Genomic DNA, 16,749 nt, shown 5'->3' with positions numbered 1-16,749 from the left:
GGGGAAAAGTCGGTCATAAGCAATTCGTCGGCCTGGGCAGGCCCGCCAGCTTGGCGGCGAGTTTGGCGGGAGTGCCGTTGAACAGTCGGTTGAGGTACAGGCTGTTGCCTTTTTCCGGGCCCAGCTTCAAGGCGGTGTACTTGATCAGCGGGCGCGTGGCAGGAGACAGTTGGAACTCGCGATAGAAGCCGCGCAGCAACTCGAGGATTTCCCAGTGTTCAGGGGTCAACGCCAGCGTTTCTGCGGCGGCCAGGGCATTGGCCACGTCGGTGGACCAGTCGCTCAAGTCGACGAGGTAGCCGTCCTTGTCCAGTTCGAGGGTGCGCTCGCCTACGGTCAGGGTGTTCATAGCCAGGTATTGACCTTGTCGTAGTCGATCGACAACTGGACGAAGGCCGGGTAATCGACGCTGTCGGCCCAGGCGGGCACAGGCAGATTCCGGGCCTGGCTGTCTTCTGCGAGGACAAACACCTTCAGGCCTTTGACTTGCAGGGCCTGGAAAGGCGCGCTGGTCGCGTGCAGGGCGTAGGCACCGTCACCGCACAGCAGGATCGCGTCCTGTACGCCACAGAGGCGCAGGCAGCTGTCCAGCCGGCTATCGGTAAAAGGGGAGTGGGACACCACATGCAAAGTCGACATCAGAGGGTTATCACCTGGTCGTAACGGTCAATCATCTCGCTGATCTGCTCGCTGCTCAGCGGTTGCGCACTGGTGGGAGATACAAGCCCGCGCTCGTTGAGGCTATGACTGCAGGCAAACACATCGTCGATGCCAAACAGTGACAGCGCTTGCAGGTTGGCACTGAGGTCTTTTTGCTGAACGGCCTTGGCGTGCTGGTTCGGTGCCAGTTGAAACACCCCGTCATCCAGAAACAGCAGGCCAATAGGCAAATCGAATGCACCACCGGCCAGCACGATATCCAGCGCTTCCCGTGCGCTGGGCCCGGACCAGGGTGCCTGGCGGCTGATCACCAACAAGGATTTTGCCATGTCACGGCCCTCCAAAGCAGATCAAGCGGTCAGCGGCCTGGGTGGCGTCGTGCAATTGCCCAAGTCCCGACAGCGCCCAGGGCGCGTCCAGGTTTACGGCACTGCGCTGATAACGCGTAGCCTCTTCGGCATTCAACACCCCGCGGCGCAAGGCCGCGGCAATACACACCACGCCATCGAGCTGATGCTGGCTGACAAAGGCACGCCATTGGCTGGCGATATCCTGTTCGTCCTGCGGCGCCACAATGTTGCTGGACGCGCTGTAGACGCCATCCTGATAAAAAAACAGCCGCACAATCTCATGCCCGCCGGCCAGCACAGCTTGGGCGAACAGCAGGGCGCGGCGCGAGGAGGGCGCATGGGCGGCGGAGAAAAGCGCAATCGCGAACTTCATGGAACACTCTGTAGGCAAACCTGCGTCAATGATAAAGCCGCAGACAACAAAAAGCCCGCCGAAGCGGGCTTTTTGCATGAGGCTGCGATCAGTCGTCGCGGCTCATGATGCCGAAGATCTGCAACAAGCTGATGAACAGGTTGTAGATCGACACATACAGGCTGATGGTCGCCATGATGTAGTTACGCTCACCACCGTGGATGATCGCGCTGGTCTGGAACAGGATGCAGACCGAGGAAAACAGCACAAAACCTGCGCTGATCGCCAGTTGCAGGCCGCTGATCTGGAAGAACATCCCGGCCACTACCGCTGCCAGCAAGACGAAGAAACCAGCGGTGATGAAACCACCGAGGAAGCTCATGTCCTTGCGGGTGATCAGCACGTAAGCCGACAGGCCACCAAACACCAGTGCCGTCATGGCAAAGGCCGAACTGACTACTTCCGCGCCGCCCTGCATGCCCAGGTAACGGTTAAGGATAGGGCCCAGCAGGAAACCCATGAAACCGGTCAAGGCAAACGCCGATACCAGGCCCCAGGCCGAGTCACGCAGCTTGTTGGTCAGGAAAAACAGGCCGTAGAAGCCGATCAGCACGACAAAGATATTCGGGTAGCCGACGCGCATTTGCTGAGCAACGTAGGCCATCACACCGCTGAATGCTAGGGTAAGAGCGAGCAAGCCGTACGTATTGCGCAGGACGCGGCTAACTTCTAGCTGCTCAGCCTGCGCGTTGCCATTCACTGCGTAATTCTGTTCGCGCATGGCGACACTCCTTCAGTTTTGAAACGTTCAGTCGCAAAGATCATAACAGACGCTCTGTAACAAGCGATGGCGAGAGTTTGACAGTGTGTTTCATTCGGGTATTATGGCGCCCGCTGAGACAGGATGGGCTACTATAATCCTGTGCTGCACAAGGGAAATTGGCAGAGTGGTTGAATGCACCGGTCTTGAAAACCGGCGAACGTTAATAGCGTTCCCAGGGTTCGAATCCCTGGTTTCCCGCCAAATTTAACGAAAAGCCTCGATTAGTCGGGGCTTTTTCGTGTCTGGGGTTTGAGAAGGTTTCTTCTGCTTTTGGCGGGAGTTCCGAAACTTTCAGGTAGGAGTTCCGAAACTTTGCCTATTTGGAAGGTTTCGCGGTGGCGCCAATCCTCCTGTAAACCCGCTTTGTGATCTCCTGTTTGCTGTGCCCCAGCAGCAGGCTGGCATCCCCGATATCGATGATTTCCGACGCGGCCTTCGGCCGGATGTCGCGGAACTGAAACCCTCCAATCTTGGCTGCGAGCAGCGGGTCGCCTTGTTCGATGGCGTTCTGCTTGGCTTTTTCCCGCGCCTTGTCCCAGCGCAAGCGCAACATCCCCTTCGTCATCCGCTTTCCGTGTCTGTTGATCAACAGGTACTTGGACGAATGACCGACATTCCTTTCGCTGATCTCCCCGACCAATCTCCCCAAGCTGTTTTCCCCGGCTTCCGTACGCATCAGGATTCTGAGTTTCTGACCGGTCTTGCCCTGCGTTACCAGGAAGTAGTCACCCTCGGTATCGTCGCTGCGCATGATTAGTACGTCAGCTGGCCGTTGACCGGTCAAATAGCCCAGATCCATGGCTTCCTTGAGTTCTTGTTCGGCAACCGCGTAGACGGCATCCCAAACAGCCGCGTTGGCGTAGTAATCACGCGGCGCCTCCTTGTTCTTCCTGATGCCCTGGCAAGGGTTCTCCCGCTCCGTGAGTCCCCACTCCCTAGCCATGTTGAAAACGTGGGACAGGAGCGCGATCTCGCGGTTGGCACGAACCTTCGCTGAGCGGGCATCACGGTAACCGGCGATGTTGAACGGCGTAATTGAATCGATGGGCGCCTCATCAAACGTAGGGCGAAGCTGTTTCAGTTCGGCCATGTTGTCCTTCTGGGTCCGCTCCCCCTTTTTTGGGATGACGTCGCGCACGTACCGGTCGAAGATGCCCTTCATCGTCGTTAGATCGGCAGGCTTTTCTTTTGCCTCCAGTTCGGCCCACTTCAGCCGGGCTTTGCTCAGGTCTGTTCCAAGCGGGATCTCTTTTCCCGCTGAGTCACGGTAGTAGTAGCCGATCCAGACCTTGCCATTTTTCCTTGGGCGCTTACGGCGCACCATTCCTGGCGGCAAGTCCCTGTTTTCCGTGTTCCGGGGGCGCATATCAGTTCACTCTGGAGAAATCAGGCGTCCAAGCCGGGCGTGCCGGCGGCGGGTTTGGATCTGAGATAGCGGCGTTAACCATGCCAAGCTTCATGCGGGCGAACATCCGGCCAACCAGCGGCCGGCCGCCGCGACTCTCGACGAACACCCAGTTGCGATCCTTGAGCCATTTGCGCTGATCAGATCGACGCTTGTAGCCGGTGAGGTCGGCGAGTTCATCGTCCGACAGGATTTCAGCTTGCATACCTACCTCCCGCCGCCCGCACTGGGCCGCGCTGTCTTGATGATGTGAATGGCCAGGCCAAAGCTGACCAGTAGCCAGATGCATGTGCCGGCGAATGCGCTGAACAGCGATTCGGTGGTGCCAGTGCTGAGCAGGTCGGGGACGAACCACGCGAACCAACCGAGGGTGGCGAGTAGGTACAGCAAAGCGCCCAATATAATCAGGGTGAGTTTCGTTGCGTACATGGGGTGTCCTTGCCGCGCTGGGCGGCCCGTCGGATTTAGTTGAAGGTCATTGTCATTTGGCAGTAATTTGGCAGAGCTCACCCAGCAGGCGATGCTCTTTACCGGTCTATGGATGGCGAGGCTAAACCTGCTTGGTGAGCACCTATCCCGCGCCGCTACCGGCAGGCTGTTTTCTTAGTGAAACTCAAGAAAATTCCTACATATTTCGATTTGGGTTTCAGTTAATGTCTTGCCGTTCACTCAGCCAGGGTCTTTACAGCAGCCTTTACCGGGGGATTTGCTTCTGGCTTGGGTGAGCTCTTACCTCCGCTCACCGGCAGGCATGTAGGGGGATTGGGGTTAGTGGTTCTTGCAGTCTGGCGGGGAGGGCGGGAAGCTGAAGTAGTGACGGCTCTTGCCGGTGTAGCCGCATTCACTGCATCCCGTGGAGGGGCCACACCCGCAGCCACCCTCGCAGCCGCAGCTGCACCCGGAGCAATTCAAGGTGCACCAGCTTTCCTGCTCAACTTCACCTTCCCGTGTGATCAGGTAGTTGATGCGACGGTCCAGGCGAAAGCCGGTGATCTTCTCTGCGTCCTCATAGGTCGCTGGCACTGAGCGGAAGCCGTACTGTGCTTTGGGATCATCTACGAAACGGCTTACCTTCCTCATGGCCTTGGCCCCTTGTAGATGAGCCCGTAGTCGAACCAGAGGGTGGCGATCATGGCGTCACCCGGTTTTCAGTTTGCAGTTCGGCACCGAGTTCGGCGGCCAGACCAACCGGCCACCAGTAGCGCGCACGCTGATAATCCGGATAGCTCTCTTCGCGAATCACCAGCCCTTTGCGTCGAAGAGCCTTGAAGATGCTGAGCACGGATGGCGCCGAGAAGCCGAGGCGGTGGCCAGCCTGATAGCTGAGCCCGCCCATGCCGAACACGCACGCCTGATCACCAAGTGCCAGCTTCTCGCAATCCTTCTGGTGCAGGTATGGCTGGGTTTCGCGGTAGCGATAGGCGTTTTCGCGCCCGATCTTGCGCAGTTCGTCGAGGACGCCCTGCTGTTTTTCCGTGAGCTTCACAGTTTCCATGCGCGAGTTCGTCCTTGCCGCTATAGCGGCTGACTTTGAAGGGGGAGGGGTTACAGGTTTTGCGGGTGGAGTACGGATGTACTCCTGTCGGGGTTCTGCTGCATCGCTAGTGATCGGAACGGCCCTGGCCGCGATGTCTCGAATCACCTCAATAGACGGAGTCGGCATGTGCATCCCGTCGTCAATGAATGCCTCAGCCCTACCGTGAATTCGGGTCAGCGCAGTGGTAAGCACATCCGCCCGCTCATCCGCTGCGGTCAGGCGCTGTTGTAGTTCATCTGCGCGCCGCCAGAGATTGAAGTCGGGCACCGGTTTGCCAGCCATACGATGTTCGATCATTGCCCAGACCAGGTGATATTCCGGCCAGTCGTGTTCGACCACCACACACTCAACCATCGCTTTGGGGTGGCAGTTGCGAAGGTACTCCGCCTCATCTTTAGGGAGGCGCTTCAGTTTTAAGACGATGTAGCGCTCTTCGCGCTCGAACGGTACCGCTTTGCTTTCTGTAGGCACGGGGAGTCCTTGCCGGGCCATGCCCGGGGTGTGGTGCTACGATGGCGCCTTCCTACAAGCGGACAGGACCATGACCAAGCACGATATTTACGATGAGATAGAAGGTTTTCAGGTCTGGAACTACATGGAGTGCGACAAGGACGAGGAAGGCCGGGAGACCTGGCGTATCAACGTCGAGGTGAAGCGTGGTGGTGAGGTGGTGGTGCCGGTTGTTGCCGGTGACCAAACCTATGTTGACCGTGGTCTGGCGCAGGTGGCTGGGCGTGAGGTTGGGGCCGGGCTGATTGCCGCCGCAGGCCTATAGGTTTTCTGTAGGCATGGAGATGCCCCGCTGGTATATTTTTGAGGGTTTTAAGGAGGTGTTATGAGTACTACTAGGACAAGAAACGGTATCGCCGTCACTGTTGGCAACATGGCCGGTAATCAAGATTCCGTGGGAGGCTGGGTTATCGAGGCTATTTGGGTATCCAACGATCCAGTCGAGCACGATTCCCAGATGTGGCGAAGTGAAGAGGAAGCCTTTCTCCGCGGTTTCAGCATCGGAAATACCGCTAGGGACAAGCTCATGCCGCGACAGAAGTTGTAGCTTTTAAGAGCCACGGATCGTTTGCGCGAGCCAGTGCAGCCATCGGCGGCGGACTGACGCTGTTGCCGCACATATGTACCTGCTGGGTCTTGGTGAACGGCTTGCCGTCGGCGCCGTGGCTGATGATGTAGTCGGCCGGGAAGCCCTGGGCCTTGTACAGCTCGGTCGGTTTCAGCATGCGTAGGCAGATATCGACGATCACGTAGGGCGTGCCCTTCACCATCACGGTGACCATGGCAAGGCGGTCCTTGGTAGTTATCGTCGGCGCGGGAGCATCGCAAGCGCTGATGTTCTCTGTTCCGTAGTAGCTGATCAGGAATGCCGCGACCCGTAGGGCACCGGCTTCGTGCTCTGGCGAGAGGGTGAGCGACACCAGCGAACTCTTTCCACCGCCGCCAGCAGTTATCGTCGGCGCCGGGCCATCCAGGCCCTGGCCCACACTCCCGCCGAATGCCCGCTCCATGAATGCGCTGGCCAACCCGTGGTGCTGGCCGCCGGCGCTGACGGTATGCAGCGGGTCATTGACGTCCCGCGCATCGCAGTTACCGCGCAGGTGCACCAGGTTCGCCGCCACCAGTTGCTGCTGGCTGCCGGTGTTGGTCACCGTAGTCATCGGGTCTTCGATGCTCTTGGCGTCGGTGGTGTTGAAGCCGCCATTCATCTGGGCCATGAACACGGTGGAGATGCCCATGGCATGCGCGGCACCGGCTGGACGCTGATAGTTGCCGCCGCTGGTGATGGTCGGCAGCGGCTCATCCAGCGCCTTGCCCGCGTCATCGAAGCGGAACTTCACCAGATGTGCGGCTACGATCGCGCGGTGGTTCTGGGTCATGAGCGTACCGGTCGGTTGGTCAACGCTCACCGGCTTGCCAGAGTACTCGGGCCCACCGGCTCCAACCATAAGCGGACTGATGAGGGTCAGCTCGCCGCGATTTGCGCATGTCACCGTCGGCAGCGGGTCGAGCGGGTCGTTGATGCGGTCGCTACCCTGGTGTGTTGCCGGTGCGATGATCGGGCTGACAACGCTGAAGGCGCCACCCTTGGGGTAGGAGGTGATGGTGCGCAGCGGCTCGTCGGCTGACTGCACCGTTTCGCCCGACCAATTGGCGATCGGCACAATGAATGGCGTCGCGCTGTCGATGACAAACTTCTTCATGCCCTTGGCAACGCGGCGCAGGGTGGCCGGGGCCAAGTCTTTCTTACGGCCGAAAATGCTTTTGCCCAGGTCGGTGAAGTCGATGCAGTCAGCGGCGGTTTTCCACTTCTGCTGGCCCTTGGCAGGGTTCTTGGCGTGGGTTGGCTCCGGCCATACGATTGGCTTACCGTCGCACCGGGCGATCATGAACAGGCGCTCCCGGCTGGTCGGGGCGCCGAAGTCGCAGGCCCTGATCACCTTCCACTCAACGACATAGCCCATGCCTTCCAGCAGGGCCACAAATCGGCGCCAAGTGCGGCCGCGTTGCTTAGGGTCAGGAATCAGGAACTGCTGGCCCACCGGCACTACCTCACCAGGTGCGGCAACGTCGCCGCCGAGCTTCACCACGCGGCCGGTTTCCTTATCGCGCTTGGCAATCAACCGACCCCATTGCAGGATCTGCTTCACGTTTTCCAGGCTGATCACCCTGGGCCGCTTCTTGCCTCCCCACTTCAAGCCGATCCACGACAAGTTGCGGATCTCTCGCTTTCGTGGCTGGCCGCCGGCAGCCTGGCTGTGGTGCGTGCAGTCCGGCGACATGTGGAACCAGCCCACGGCTTTGCCGCCACACTCGGTGTCCGGATCGCCGTCGAACACGTCGGTGGTGAAGTGCTTGGCGCCTGGGTGATTCACGGTGTGCATGCTGATGGCTTGCGGGCTGTGGTTCTTAGCCACGCTCACCGCACGGCCTAGGCCTATTTCCAGGCCAGTACCAGCACCACCACCACCGCAGAAGAAGTCGACAACGATCTCATCGTCCTGAGGGTTGAAGCCGAGTCCATACTGGGTTTTGAAATCGAAGGGGTGTTTCTTCTGTTGTGCGGACATAGGGGATCCTCGCCGGTATAGTTCCGGGATCTACAGGGGAGTGGGTTTATGAGCTGGGAAGTTATTTTCGGGTGGATCGAGAGTCATCCAGGACTTGCGTCATGGATTCAGGCCGTAGGCTCAATCGCCGCCATATTCGCCGCCATTTTAATAGCTGGTCGCGACTCGAGAATTAGAAGAAGGAGCGATTCCGAAGCAAGAAGTGGAGCAATTGAACGAGCGATAATCGTGGTCAACGACTCGGCCATGAGGCTATCAGGCGCGATTCATACAGTAGAGAATTTGGGGATTCGCCGTCCTGTATTGGCGTTGATTTCGAGTGACCTTGCTCAATCGCAGAGGCATCTCAAGGAAATACTATCCATCCAAGGCGTGGATTCGGTGATTTATACGCAGATATTCGTAGTCAGAACCGCGATCGAAACCGCAGTACATACCTTCGATGTGCTCGGAGGTTTAAAAAACGAAGAGGAATTTGATCTGGAGATACCGAAGGGTTCGCTGGACCAAGTTGTCTCAGCACTGGATAATTTAAGCGCTCTAAGAACGAAATTTTAGAACTCCTATAATGCTCGCCTCACTTTAAAGTGGAGCATCGCCTTGATGCTATGGCAGTAATCTTGAAGCCGTTCATAGGCCTTGTATTTGGCTTGGCCCGGGGTGGCCGCCCACACCCTGACCAAATCTTCCCGAGCCTCTTTGTCCCAGTTGAGATCATCCCAGTCATGATTGAACGGCAGGACCAGCCACTCCTTGAGAGGTAGCGTCTTGGCCATCTCGCCGTACTGTATTTCGTGCGTCGGGTGGTAGTTTCTGATCCGCTTTTTCGGGTCTTCGTCCAGCACCACGCCGATGTAATGCCCGCGGTCTGCCAGGATGACACCGGGCTTGCCGTAGGCGATGACACGGCGGCCTACTTCGGCAGGCACCTGATAGTGATGCCGGGCGTATGCGCAGTTGTGGCTCATGGTGTTCTCCAATGCAGGCGCCGCCCTCCGTGACCGGTGATGGCAATTTGGTTTGGGTTGGGGTATTACGGGTGACCGGCATGGAGCCGGATCAAGGAGAGATGAAAATGGCTACAGATCGTGAAATCGCTTTAGAGCAGGCCCTTGTAGCAGTGTTGGGCGCAGCTCAGGATCTAGATTTGGACCTGGTAAAGATCAGCCAGAAAGCTAAATCCTTAATCATCGAAAACTCGAAGTATCGTCAAGCAGAGCATCCACATGTCGGAAATGCATGGAATGAGGTTGAGGCGGCTGTAGTTTCCGTACGAGCTAAGGCATAAGCAGGCGCCGCTTTCCTTCCAGAGAGCGGCGCTACTTTCGACCTCAGGCCGCTGCGCGCTTGAGCTGCTCGGTCAGTTGAGTGGGCAACCCGCGCAGCGTTAGCGTGCCGCCTGCTTCGTCGAACTCGATCTTGTCGCCCAGCAGGTGCGCCTCGAAGCTGATCGACATGCCCTCGGCCCGGCCGGTGAAACGCCGGAATTTGTTGAGCGTCTTCTTGTCCGGCGGCAGGGTCTCGGAAAGCCCGTAGTCCTTCGCCTTGATGAAGTCGTAGAAGTTCTTCGGCCGGTCTTCGTCGATCAGGCCCGACAGCTCGTCGAGCGTGATCGGCTCCCCGATTTTGGCCTGGGCCATTGAGTAGTTGACCAGGGTGTGCGTCTTCTCGCGCGCCGATTCTTCTGGGAGATCCTCGCTTTCAACAAAGTCGCTGAATGCCTTGAGCAAGGTCCGGGTCTCGCCTGGGCCGTCGATCCCTTCCTGGCAACCGATGAAGTCGCGGAAGTAGTCGTTCAGCCGACGCCCCTGCTTGCCCTTCAGGTACGAGATGTATTGTTTTGACTGGCGGTTGGTCTGCCATTCGCTGATATTGATGCGCGCGGCCAGGCGGATATGGTCCAGGTCCAGGCGCTTCACTGTCATCAGGGCCAGCTCTTCGGTCATGGTCACCGCTTCGGTTTCCTGCACCAGAGCGATCAGCAGGTAGTCGGTCATGCCTTGCTGGTAGTGGCAGAAGAGGGCGTGCCCGCCAGTGGTGAGGTTCGACTCTTCCATCAGTTTGGTCAGGTGCTCGACGGCGGTGGTGCTGAAGGCCAGGAAGTCGGTTACGCCGGTTAGGTACTGGCCGAGCCATCCGCTCAGGGGGTAAGCGCCTGATTCTTGATGGAAGAACCCCCAGCCCTTACCAGCAGTGGCGTTGTAGCTTTCGTTGAGCTGGCTCATCAGGTCGTCATGGGCACCGCTGTCGTTCTGCTCGGCGCCGGCGAGGTGAAGAACTGCCGGTGTTCCGTTGGGCTTCTTGTCGATCTTGTGGATGACACTGTGGCGAATGGGCATTGCGTTTACCTCAGGTAGGCGCCGCCCTCCGTATCCGGTGGTGGCAATTTGGTTTGGGTTGGGTTATTAAGTTAAATTGATTTCTGTGTTTATAAGGCGCTCATGGTGAGACAGTACCCATCTAAAGAAGAACTTGAGAAAACCTTAGGCGCACCGATCGGTTTTGGTATATCTGATACAGCAATGAAGTTGCGGCGTAATCTTTTGCTAACGTCGGTAGTGATCATCATTCTTGTAGCAGGAGAGATTCAGCCTGGCGCTGATTTTTCGTTGCTGGGAGTTAAACTGACAGGTGTAACCCCATTTAAGTTAATGGTCGGTCTTGCTGTAATGCTTGGATATAATCTGATTCATTACGTCTGGTGTTGCTATGAATTTTATTCTGAGTGGACAATCCGAATTACAGGGACCAAGCTTGGGTTTGTGACCGGGGCAAAATGGGCCTCCGAAGGCGCAGATTACCCAGATGATCCTAAGCAATCGTCACTATACACTTGGTGGTTGCAGGAGGCGCGATCTATGGGCGCATACCGGGAACTGCTAGTCAAAGTCGAGGATGGGTTGAGAAGCCTGAACGGCCATATTGACGAGTTAGAAAAAAAAGATATGTCAACAGCTGGAACAGTTAGTCGCTCTATACAAGAAGTTAAAAGCTCCTTAGATCAAATACAGAGATCTGTTGAGTCGTCTGAAGGCGTCATATTGAGCACCCGTATTCCTGTTTCCTTGGAGAGGTTTGATAATCGCTTTAGACTTCTGCTTAAGTCTCAAAATATTCGAATCGTGCTAATTGAAATTGGCCTCCCGCTTGCAGTCTCGGCGTTCTCTATTGTTTATCTCATTAGGTTTTTCTTTGATCAGCAATAAAAGGAAGCGGTGTGTATGGAGGCGCTCGACGCTGACTAGTGTCCGTTATTGAACTGGGTCAGGATTCGTCGCCGTCGTCTTCGGCGTTCATCTGCAACGATTCGGCGAAGCCTGCTTGCCGTAATTTGCGCGCCACGGTTTCGGATATCTCGTAAACGTGGCGCTTAAATTTGAAGAGCGGCGCGGACTTCTCGGCGCCCAGCGAGTGGGTATGAGCGATCAGGCGCCAGATGGTGGTGCGGTCTTTCGTCTCGCCCAGGTCGGCTGTGAGCGCTGCCAGCCGGTCACGCATTCCCTGGCGGAAGTAGTGGCGGATGATGTCCGTCGGACCTTTAACCTTCGGCGGCGCCGGCGGCAGATCCTCGGCCCGGCCATTCAGCACCAGCAGTTGCACCGCCTCGCTGACTTCCTCGATTTCATGCCAGAGCATCAGCTCGTCGAGCATCTGCCGGGTGCCGTACGGCACCGTGTGCCTCAATTCCTGCTCGCCCAGTTCCTGCCGCCTCTCGGCAAGCTTGGCCGTGCGTTCCTTCTGTTCGGCTGCCATGGCCTACCTCTTCTATTCCGCTGGCTGGCAGAACGAGCCAGGTTTGTCGTTTGCGTTGCTGGGTGCGGGCTATGCGGCGCATGAATCGACCTTGACCTGTCGCCAGGCTCCGACTGCTTCGAAGATCCGCGCGGCGTGCGCTTCGTCCAGCGACATCGTTTCGGGAATGGCGATCCAGCCCGACGCCACCATCTGGCTTTGATTGGCCTCAGCGCGCAGCTTCATGTAGCAATGCTCGATCACATCCTCCAGGTGGTCGGACAGGTAGACCCCGTCCGGTGCCAGCTCCACCGACTTGCTGTAGCGGTCACCGCGAGCGTCGATACACAGGGTGCTGAGGTAGATCGTCCACCGATGAGGGATACCGCAGACGGCCTGGCCAATCTTCCCCGGTGCAATATTCTTGAGCGATTTGTAGTTGATCATGCCCTGTCGGCCGCTTGGGTCGATGTTGACCACTGCGGCGTGATTGGATGCCAGTAGAGAGCGGCACGACCGGGCAATGCGCGCCTGCAGGTTATGCGCCTTGCGCTTGCTCATAATGCCTCCGCGAGTTTGCGCAGCGCGTTACGCTCGGTCCGGGTGAAGGGCGGCTTGCGGCGCTTGAGGATGGTCTCGGGGTCTATCTTGGTGGAGCGCTTCGGCGGTGGCGGGTTGATAGCCGGGCTTTCGCCCAGGTAGATCGTTCCGCCGGCCTCCAGGAACTGCGCTGTGCGCTCCGATATCGAGTAAGCGTCCTGGCGGTGCTGCTCTACCAGACTGAGGTGATTGCTGATCATGATCAGGCTCCTAAACGATGGGCTTGCGCCCGAGCTTTGTCTGCCACCTCGTCAACCATGCGATTCAGTTCCAGGTTGAACTGGACCAGCTCTTTGTGAAGATTGGCGATGTAGTCTTCGTCGCGGTAAATCGTCTCGATGTAGAGCTGGCACTCTTCATCCTGGCGAGAATCGAATGACAGGAAGTCCCACCATTTACGGCCCGTCACGAACATGCAGCCCTGGACTTGCGGCATGTGTTCCTCGGGCATGCCTTCAAGCCAGGTCCTGACGTGTATTGCTTCGTTGAAAGGGCACTTCGATTCGGTGCCGCCGTCGTCGTTGATGAGGCCGTCGGGTGAGCAGCCCAACCAGTCGTACTTGGGGTGAACGATGAACTCCGAGGGCAGGACGATGTTGCCGGTTAGCATCTCGTAAGCGTCCTGGGCTTTTTGCTCCTCGGTGTGACCCCACTTCATAGACGCGCTACTGACGTTGTGCTTTGACTTCTTTGCCAGGCGCTCAAAGCACAGCTCACGCATGTACGAGGTCCGAGCCCCCATTGGCTCGCGCTTGCCGTTTTTGTCAGGTTTCCCCCAGGCCATCACATCTTTGAAGCGGCTGGCTGTCACGCGGCCGGATCGGTCCGCATGCCACTTCTCTGTGCCCTGAAGCTCAGTTCTCACTACGCCGCCTCCTCTGTGTGGGGCTGGTCGCTGTTGGTGCTGGTCATGTCTGTGAAGTCAGCGTCGACGGTCGCCGCCATGCTCTTGAGTGCTTCATGGCATTCAAGACCGATTGCCGCACGCTGCTTCGGCTTAAGGACGCGTCAGCGAACATACGGATTGAGGTTTGCAAGAGCAATTTGAAGGTTGCGGCACCTTACTTTGGAAAGCTTTCACAGCTGGCCGAGGGCCGGCTAGTTACCGACGGAGAGTGTGAAAAAACGCCCTTGGTCTTTGACCGGCAAATTACGAAAGTAGAGGTTCAGTCTGATACGCGCGCGGTCGTAACTGCCCATATTAAGAATGCAACACCTCCTGAGGATGGTGCAGTGCTTGATGCCGACGCCAAGAAAAGTAAGGAGGATGGCGAGCCCTTCCAGTATGTGTTGGAGCGGCAAGACACGAAGAGTGGTTGGAAGATCACAAAGATATCGAGCTTTTCCTCTTACACGAAAGATTGGCGGGACGCTTATCCTAAGGACGAACCTTCTAACAACCGTTACGTTTACGGCTCTTTCCAATAAGCAACCAGGAATATGGCATGCGAATTTTGATAGCGGCGGCAGCGGTGGCGATGCTGGCGGGGTGTGTATCGCCTGGTGACCTAGAGTCGAAAGACCCGAGCATTTCAGGCAGTACTGCCAAAGACCCGAAAAAGTACGCACTCTGCGTATTTCCTAAATGGCAAGACGCGCGCAGCGACGTGACGATGTCAGAGACTGAGTACGGTTATCGCCTTATTGCTGCCAGCAACAACATGACAGACGAGCTGCTGAGTATCCGCAAGGTTTCAAGCGGCAGCTCGGTGAAGCTGTTTCAGCGGCTGGCATGGGGTCCTGGCTGGGGCAGAAGTGATATGGAGAAGGCTGTTCGAAACTGCCTCTAAGAACATCAACACAAGCCGCCTCCGGGCGGTTTTTTTATGTCTGGAGAAAATAATGGCTGCGCTCACAATCGAATACCAACCGCTTATCACCGTCCTCCTTTATGGCCAGCTACGACAGTTCGGCAGGTCATTCCGACTATCTGTGCGCTCACCAGCAGAAGCGATTAAGGCTCTGTGTGTTCAGATCCCAGGGTTTGAACGGTTTATTTCAAACGCCAAATCTCGAGGGATCGAGTTCGCAGTTTTTCGAGGAAAAAAAGCCCTTGGCGAGAAGGAAGTAGGGTTCTCAGGCGCTGGAGACATACGCATCGCTCCAATTATTACCGGCAGCAAACGAGCCGGACTTATCCAGACCATCATAGGTGCGGTATTGATTGCCGTGTCCTTCATCCCTGGATTTCAGGTGCTTGCCGCACCCGGCATTGCGCTTGCGGCTGGTGGCGTAATCCAGATGTTGAGCCCTCAAGCCACGGGCCTAAAGACCAGCGCCGCACCAGAAAACACCCCCGGCTACGCCTTCGGCAGCGCCAAGAACACCACCGCATCCGGCAACCCAGTCCCACTGTGCTACGGAAAGCGGCGAGTAGGCGGGGCGATCATCAGTGCTGCGATCTACGCCGAAGACCAGATGTAAATCACACCTGCATCACCTAAGCCGGCCATGAGCCGGTTTTTTATTGCCTGGAGAAAAGCATGGGCGCAGCACAGAAGCTCGATATTTACGGCGCCAAGGGTGGCGAAGAGAAACCAAAAACGCCAACTGAGGCCCCGGACAGCCTGCGCTCCGTTGCCATCGCCAAAATGTTGATCGCTATTGGGGAGGGTGAGTTCGAAGGCACACCAACCGCCAAGGATATCTACCTCGATAACACCCCTCTGCAAGACCCTCAGGGCAACATGAACTTCCCGAACGTGAAGTGGGAGTGGCGCACCGGCGCGGTGGATCAGACCTATATCCAGGGTATCCCTTCGGTAGAGAACGAAACCACCATCAGCACCGAGCTGCGTAGTGGTACTCCATGGGTTCGTGCGATCAACAACGTCCAGCTTTCGGCTGTGCGGGTTCGCTTCGCCTGGCCAGCGCTCCAGTCTGTGGACGCCGGCGGCAACATCAACGGGTACCGGATTGAGTACAAGGTCGAACTGGCAACCGACGGCGGCGCGTACCAGCAGGTGCTGAGCGAGGCTGTCGACGGCAAGACCACCAGCGTGTACGAGCGTACCCGGCGTATCGATCTGCCGAAGGCGACTTCTGGCTGGCTGATGCGCATCACGCGCCTGACGATCAACCAGAACAACAACAAAATCTCCGACACGATGCAGATCGCCGGCTTCACAGAGGTGATCGACGCCAAGTTGCGGTACCCGAACACCGCGCTGCTCTACATTGAGTTTTCTGCCGAGCAGTTCCGTAGCATCCCGGCGGTGACCGTCGAGACCAAGCTCAAGAAGATGCAGGTGCCGAGCAATTACGACCCGGTGTCGCGTTCATACACCGGCATCTGGGACGGTACCTTCAAGCAGGCATGGACCGATAACGCGGTTTGGATGACCTATGACGTTACCACGGCCGATCGCTTTGGCCTTGGCCGTCGCATCAAGCCGTGGATGGTCGACAAGTGGGAGCTTTATCGCATCTCGCAGTACTGCGACCAGTTGGTGCCGGATGGGAAGGGTGGCATGGAGCCGCGCTTTATTTGCAACCTGAACCTACAGAGCAAGGCTGATGCCTGGTCCTTGCTGCGTGATATCTCGGCGATCTACCGGGGCATGACGTACTGGGCCCAGGGCCAGGTGTTCACGCTTTCAGATATGCCGCGAGCCACTGACTTTGACTTTGCCTATACCCGGGCGAATGTCATCGATGGCAAGTTCACCTACTCCAGTGCGTCGGAGCGCACTCGTTATACCCGGGCCCTGATCAGCTACGACAACCCGGCGAACAACTACGACACGGACGTCACTGCGGTGACCGACCAGAAGCTGCAGCGGCGCTACGGTGACAACCCGCTGGAGATCAGCGCGATCGGCTGCACGCGCGAATCTGAGGCTCAGCGCCGCGGCAAGTGGGCCTTGCTCACCAACTCCAAGGACCGGGCCATTACGTTCAAGGTTGGGCTGGATGGGCGTATCCCGCTGCCTGGCTACGTGATACCTGTTGCTGACGAACTTATCGCAGGTCGGCCTGTGGGCGGGCGCATCTCGGCGGTGAACGGCAAGGTCATCACCCTGGATCGCGACACCCAGGCCAAGGCAGGAGATCGGCTGATCCTGAACCTGCCAGACGGCAAGTGCGAAGGGCGTACCGTGCAACTGGTCAGCGGCCGCCAGGTCACCGTCACCACAGCCTATTCCGTCGCGCCCGAGCGTGAACTGGTGTGGGCGCTGGATGCTGACGACCTAGTGGCCTGAGCGGTTAA

24 protein-coding genes, 1 tRNA gene and 1 pseudogene are annotated in these 16,749 nt (G+C 57.6%); 9 read left to right on the top strand and 17 right to left on the bottom strand.

The features are described 5' to 3' along the window. Positions 1-13 precede the first annotated feature (13 nt). The 5 genes from J7E41_RS21550 to J7E41_RS21530 form a co-directional block, all read right to left on the bottom strand. A complete protein-coding gene (locus J7E41_RS21550; protein ID WP_214996053.1) occupies positions 14-349 on the bottom strand; it encodes a TusE/DsrC/DsvC family sulfur relay protein in 336 nt (111 codons plus the stop codon). Beyond that, positions 346-639: a sulfurtransferase complex subunit TusB gene (gene tusB / locus J7E41_RS21545; RefSeq protein ID WP_214996051.1), complete on the bottom strand. Its 294-nt coding sequence runs from the start codon at positions 637-639 to the stop codon at positions 346-348. The genes J7E41_RS21550 and tusB overlap by 4 nt, the downstream gene beginning before the upstream one ends. Continuing rightward, on the bottom strand, positions 639-989 hold the full coding sequence (gene tusC, locus J7E41_RS21540; protein WP_214996049.1) for a sulfurtransferase complex subunit TusC: 351 nt from the start codon (positions 987-989) through the stop codon (positions 639-641). The genes tusB and tusC overlap by 1 nt, the downstream gene beginning before the upstream one ends. Position 990: 1 nt before the next feature. Continuing rightward, complete coding sequence (gene tusD, locus J7E41_RS21535) at positions 991-1,383, bottom strand: sulfurtransferase complex subunit TusD (RefSeq protein WP_214996047.1); 393 nt, start codon at positions 1,381-1,383, stop codon at positions 991-993. A gap of 88 nt (positions 1,384-1,471) precedes the next feature. Continuing rightward, positions 1,472-2,143: a Bax inhibitor-1/YccA family protein gene (locus tag J7E41_RS21530; RefSeq protein WP_155584015.1), complete on the bottom strand. Its 672-nt coding sequence runs from the start codon at positions 2,141-2,143 to the stop codon at positions 1,472-1,474. A 152-nt stretch (positions 2,144-2,295) separates the two neighbouring features. Here J7E41_RS21530 and J7E41_RS21525 point away from each other — a divergent pair. After that, a tRNA-Ser gene (locus tag J7E41_RS21525) sits at positions 2,296-2,386 on the top strand. Between the two features lie 115 nt (positions 2,387-2,501). Here the strand turns inward: J7E41_RS21525 and J7E41_RS21520 are convergent. The 5 genes from J7E41_RS21520 to J7E41_RS28145 form a co-directional block, all read right to left on the bottom strand. Further along, positions 2,502-3,551, bottom strand: a complete 1,050-nt coding sequence (locus tag J7E41_RS21520; RefSeq protein WP_214996045.1) for a tyrosine-type recombinase/integrase — start codon at positions 3,549-3,551, stop codon at positions 2,502-2,504. A 1-nt stretch (position 3,552) separates the two neighbouring features. Further along, the gene (locus J7E41_RS21515) at positions 3,553-3,795 is read right to left on the bottom strand and encodes a DUF4224 domain-containing protein (protein ID WP_214996043.1); all 243 of its coding nucleotides are present in this window, start codon (positions 3,793-3,795) and stop codon (positions 3,553-3,555) included. A gap of 2 nt (positions 3,796-3,797) precedes the next feature. Further along, positions 3,798-4,019, bottom strand: a complete 222-nt coding sequence (locus J7E41_RS21510; protein ID WP_214996041.1) for a hypothetical protein — start codon at positions 4,017-4,019, stop codon at positions 3,798-3,800. Between the two features lie 339 nt (positions 4,020-4,358). Then, a complete protein-coding gene (locus J7E41_RS21505; RefSeq protein ID WP_214996039.1) occupies positions 4,359-4,670 on the bottom strand; it encodes a hypothetical protein in 312 nt (103 codons plus the stop codon). Between the two features lie 49 nt (positions 4,671-4,719). Next, complete coding sequence (locus tag J7E41_RS28145) at positions 4,720-5,598, bottom strand: hypothetical protein (RefSeq protein ID WP_251029614.1); 879 nt, start codon at positions 5,596-5,598, stop codon at positions 4,720-4,722. A 70-nt stretch (positions 5,599-5,668) separates the two neighbouring features. Here J7E41_RS28145 and J7E41_RS21495 point away from each other — a divergent pair, with 70 nt between their 5' ends. Beyond that, positions 5,669-5,902, top strand: coding sequence for a hypothetical protein (locus tag J7E41_RS21495; protein ID WP_214996037.1), 234 nt, complete (start codon positions 5,669-5,671; stop codon positions 5,900-5,902). A 259-nt stretch (positions 5,903-6,161) separates the two neighbouring features. Here J7E41_RS21495 and J7E41_RS21490 read toward each other — a convergent pair whose 3' ends face one another. Next, the gene (locus J7E41_RS21490) at positions 6,162-8,207 is read right to left on the bottom strand and encodes a DNA cytosine methyltransferase (RefSeq protein ID WP_214996035.1); all 2,046 of its coding nucleotides are present in this window, start codon (positions 8,205-8,207) and stop codon (positions 6,162-6,164) included. Between the two features lie 48 nt (positions 8,208-8,255). On the opposite strand from J7E41_RS21490, the gene J7E41_RS21485 reads away from it, so the two are divergent. Continuing rightward, on the top strand, positions 8,256-8,765 hold the full coding sequence (locus J7E41_RS21485; RefSeq protein ID WP_214996033.1) for a hypothetical protein: 510 nt from the start codon (positions 8,256-8,258) through the stop codon (positions 8,763-8,765). A 5-nt stretch (positions 8,766-8,770) separates the two neighbouring features. On the opposite strand, the gene J7E41_RS21480 is transcribed toward J7E41_RS21485, so the two are convergent. Further along, positions 8,771-9,175, bottom strand: a complete 405-nt coding sequence (locus J7E41_RS21480; RefSeq protein ID WP_214996031.1) for a hypothetical protein — start codon at positions 9,173-9,175, stop codon at positions 8,771-8,773. A gap of 11 nt (positions 9,176-9,186) precedes the next feature. Here J7E41_RS21480 and J7E41_RS21475 point away from each other — a divergent pair, with 11 nt between their 5' ends. Next, entirely contained in the window at positions 9,187-9,495 is a 309-nt protein-coding gene (locus J7E41_RS21475) for a hypothetical protein (RefSeq protein ID WP_214996029.1), read from the top strand. Positions 9,496-9,538: 43 nt separating this feature from the next. Here J7E41_RS21475 and yejK read toward each other — a convergent pair whose 3' ends face one another. After that, on the bottom strand, positions 9,539-10,546 hold the full coding sequence (gene yejK / locus J7E41_RS21470) for a nucleoid-associated protein YejK (RefSeq protein ID WP_214996027.1): 1,008 nt from the start codon (positions 10,544-10,546) through the stop codon (positions 9,539-9,541). 105 nt (positions 10,547-10,651) lie between these two features. Between yejK and J7E41_RS21465 the strand changes: the two genes are divergently transcribed. After that, positions 10,652-11,413, top strand: a complete 762-nt coding sequence (locus J7E41_RS21465; RefSeq protein ID WP_214996025.1) for a hypothetical protein — start codon at positions 10,652-10,654, stop codon at positions 11,411-11,413. A 58-nt stretch (positions 11,414-11,471) separates the two neighbouring features. Here the strand turns inward: J7E41_RS21465 and J7E41_RS21460 are convergent, their stop codons facing one another. The 4 genes from J7E41_RS21460 to J7E41_RS21445 all read right to left on the bottom strand — a co-directional run bounded on the left by J7E41_RS21460 (position 11,472) and on the right by J7E41_RS21445 (position 13,404). Then, entirely contained in the window at positions 11,472-11,960 is a 489-nt protein-coding gene (locus J7E41_RS21460) for a hypothetical protein (RefSeq protein WP_214996023.1), read from the bottom strand. 69 nt (positions 11,961-12,029) lie between these two features. Further along, positions 12,030-12,500, bottom strand: a complete 471-nt coding sequence (locus J7E41_RS21455; RefSeq protein WP_214996021.1) for a hypothetical protein — start codon at positions 12,498-12,500, stop codon at positions 12,030-12,032. Then, the gene (locus J7E41_RS21450; RefSeq protein WP_214996019.1) at positions 12,497-12,739 is read right to left on the bottom strand and encodes a hypothetical protein; all 243 of its coding nucleotides are present in this window, start codon (positions 12,737-12,739) and stop codon (positions 12,497-12,499) included. The genes J7E41_RS21455 and J7E41_RS21450 overlap by 4 nt, the downstream gene beginning before the upstream one ends. A gap of 2 nt (positions 12,740-12,741) precedes the next feature. After that, positions 12,742-13,404 (bottom strand): lambda exonuclease family protein, encoded by a 663-nt coding sequence (locus J7E41_RS21445; protein WP_177006245.1) that lies wholly within the window; start codon positions 13,402-13,404, stop codon positions 12,742-12,744. Between the two features lie 95 nt (positions 13,405-13,499). On the opposite strand from J7E41_RS21445, the gene J7E41_RS21440 reads away from it, so the two are divergent. The 4 genes and pseudogenes from J7E41_RS21440 to J7E41_RS21425 form a co-directional block, all read left to right on the top strand. Beyond that, positions 13,500-13,967: a hypothetical protein gene (locus J7E41_RS21440; protein ID WP_214996017.1), complete on the top strand. Its 468-nt coding sequence runs from the start codon at positions 13,500-13,502 to the stop codon at positions 13,965-13,967. A 17-nt stretch (positions 13,968-13,984) separates the two neighbouring features. After that, entirely contained in the window at positions 13,985-14,329 is a 345-nt protein-coding gene (locus tag J7E41_RS21435; protein ID WP_214996016.1) for a hypothetical protein, read from the top strand. 52 nt (positions 14,330-14,381) lie between these two features. Further along, positions 14,382-14,963, top strand: coding sequence for a tail assembly protein (locus tag J7E41_RS21430; RefSeq protein ID WP_214996014.1), 582 nt, complete (start codon positions 14,382-14,384; stop codon positions 14,961-14,963). Between the two features lie 59 nt (positions 14,964-15,022). Continuing rightward, positions 15,023-16,732: pseudogene (locus J7E41_RS21425) on the top strand (host specificity protein J); the annotation flags it as partial. Positions 16,733-16,749 lie beyond the last annotated feature (17 nt).

The sequence above is a fragment of the Pseudomonas fluorescens genome, from assembly GCF_018614655.1.
In the GTDB taxonomy this organism is placed as follows: Bacteria; Pseudomonadota; Gammaproteobacteria; order Pseudomonadales; family Pseudomonadaceae; genus Aquipseudomonas; species Aquipseudomonas fluorescens_BX.
This window is presented reverse-complemented; position numbering and strand designations above follow the sequence as displayed.

Coding starts and splice junctions, on each gene's coding strand:
- J7E41_RS21450 (WP_214996019.1), bottom strand. CDS start 12,739: ATGATCAGCAATCACCTCAGTCTGGTAGAGCAGCACCGCCAGGACGCT.
- J7E41_RS21515 (WP_214996043.1), bottom strand. CDS start 3,795: ATGCAAGCTGAAATCCTGTCGGACGATGAACTCGCCGACCTCACCGGC.
- J7E41_RS21520 (WP_214996045.1), bottom strand. CDS start 3,551: ATGCGCCCCCGGAACACGGAAAACAGGGACTTGCCGCCAGGAATGGTG.
- J7E41_RS21475 (WP_214996029.1), top strand. CDS start 9,187: ATGCAGGCGCCGCCCTCCGTGACCGGTGATGGCAATTTGGTTTGGGTT.
- J7E41_RS21510 (WP_214996041.1), bottom strand. CDS start 4,019: ATGTACGCAACGAAACTCACCCTGATTATATTGGGCGCTTTGCTGTAC.
- J7E41_RS21490 (WP_214996035.1), bottom strand. CDS start 8,207: ATGTCCGCACAACAGAAGAAACACCCCTTCGATTTCAAAACCCAGTAT.
- J7E41_RS21455 (WP_214996021.1), bottom strand. CDS start 12,500: ATGAGCAAGCGCAAGGCGCATAACCTGCAGGCGCGCATTGCCCGGTCG.
- J7E41_RS21460 (WP_214996023.1), bottom strand. CDS start 11,960: ATGGCAGCCGAACAGAAGGAACGCACGGCCAAGCTTGCCGAGAGGCGG.
- tusC (WP_214996049.1), bottom strand. CDS start 989: ATGGCAAAATCCTTGTTGGTGATCAGCCGCCAGGCACCCTGGTCCGGG.
- J7E41_RS21485 (WP_214996033.1), top strand. CDS start 8,256: ATGAGCTGGGAAGTTATTTTCGGGTGGATCGAGAGTCATCCAGGACTT.
- J7E41_RS21440 (WP_214996017.1), top strand. CDS start 13,500: ATGGCATTCAAGACCGATTGCCGCACGCTGCTTCGGCTTAAGGACGCG.
- tusD (WP_214996047.1), bottom strand. CDS start 1,383: ATGAAGTTCGCGATTGCGCTTTTCTCCGCCGCCCATGCGCCCTCCTCG.
- J7E41_RS21480 (WP_214996031.1), bottom strand. CDS start 9,175: ATGAGCCACAACTGCGCATACGCCCGGCATCACTATCAGGTGCCTGCC.
- tusB (WP_214996051.1), bottom strand. CDS start 639: ATGTCGACTTTGCATGTGGTGTCCCACTCCCCTTTTACCGATAGCCGG.
- J7E41_RS21505 (WP_214996039.1), bottom strand. CDS start 4,670: ATGAGGAAGGTAAGCCGTTTCGTAGATGATCCCAAAGCACAGTACGGC.
- yejK (WP_214996027.1), bottom strand. CDS start 10,546: ATGCCCATTCGCCACAGTGTCATCCACAAGATCGACAAGAAGCCCAAC.
- J7E41_RS21430 (WP_214996014.1), top strand. CDS start 14,382: ATGGCTGCGCTCACAATCGAATACCAACCGCTTATCACCGTCCTCCTT.
- J7E41_RS21435 (WP_214996016.1), top strand. CDS start 13,985: ATGCGAATTTTGATAGCGGCGGCAGCGGTGGCGATGCTGGCGGGGTGT.
- J7E41_RS21530 (WP_155584015.1), bottom strand. CDS start 2,143: ATGCGCGAACAGAATTACGCAGTGAATGGCAACGCGCAGGCTGAGCAG.
- J7E41_RS21550 (WP_214996053.1), bottom strand. CDS start 349: ATGAACACCCTGACCGTAGGCGAGCGCACCCTCGAACTGGACAAGGAC.
- J7E41_RS21495 (WP_214996037.1), top strand. CDS start 5,669: ATGACCAAGCACGATATTTACGATGAGATAGAAGGTTTTCAGGTCTGG.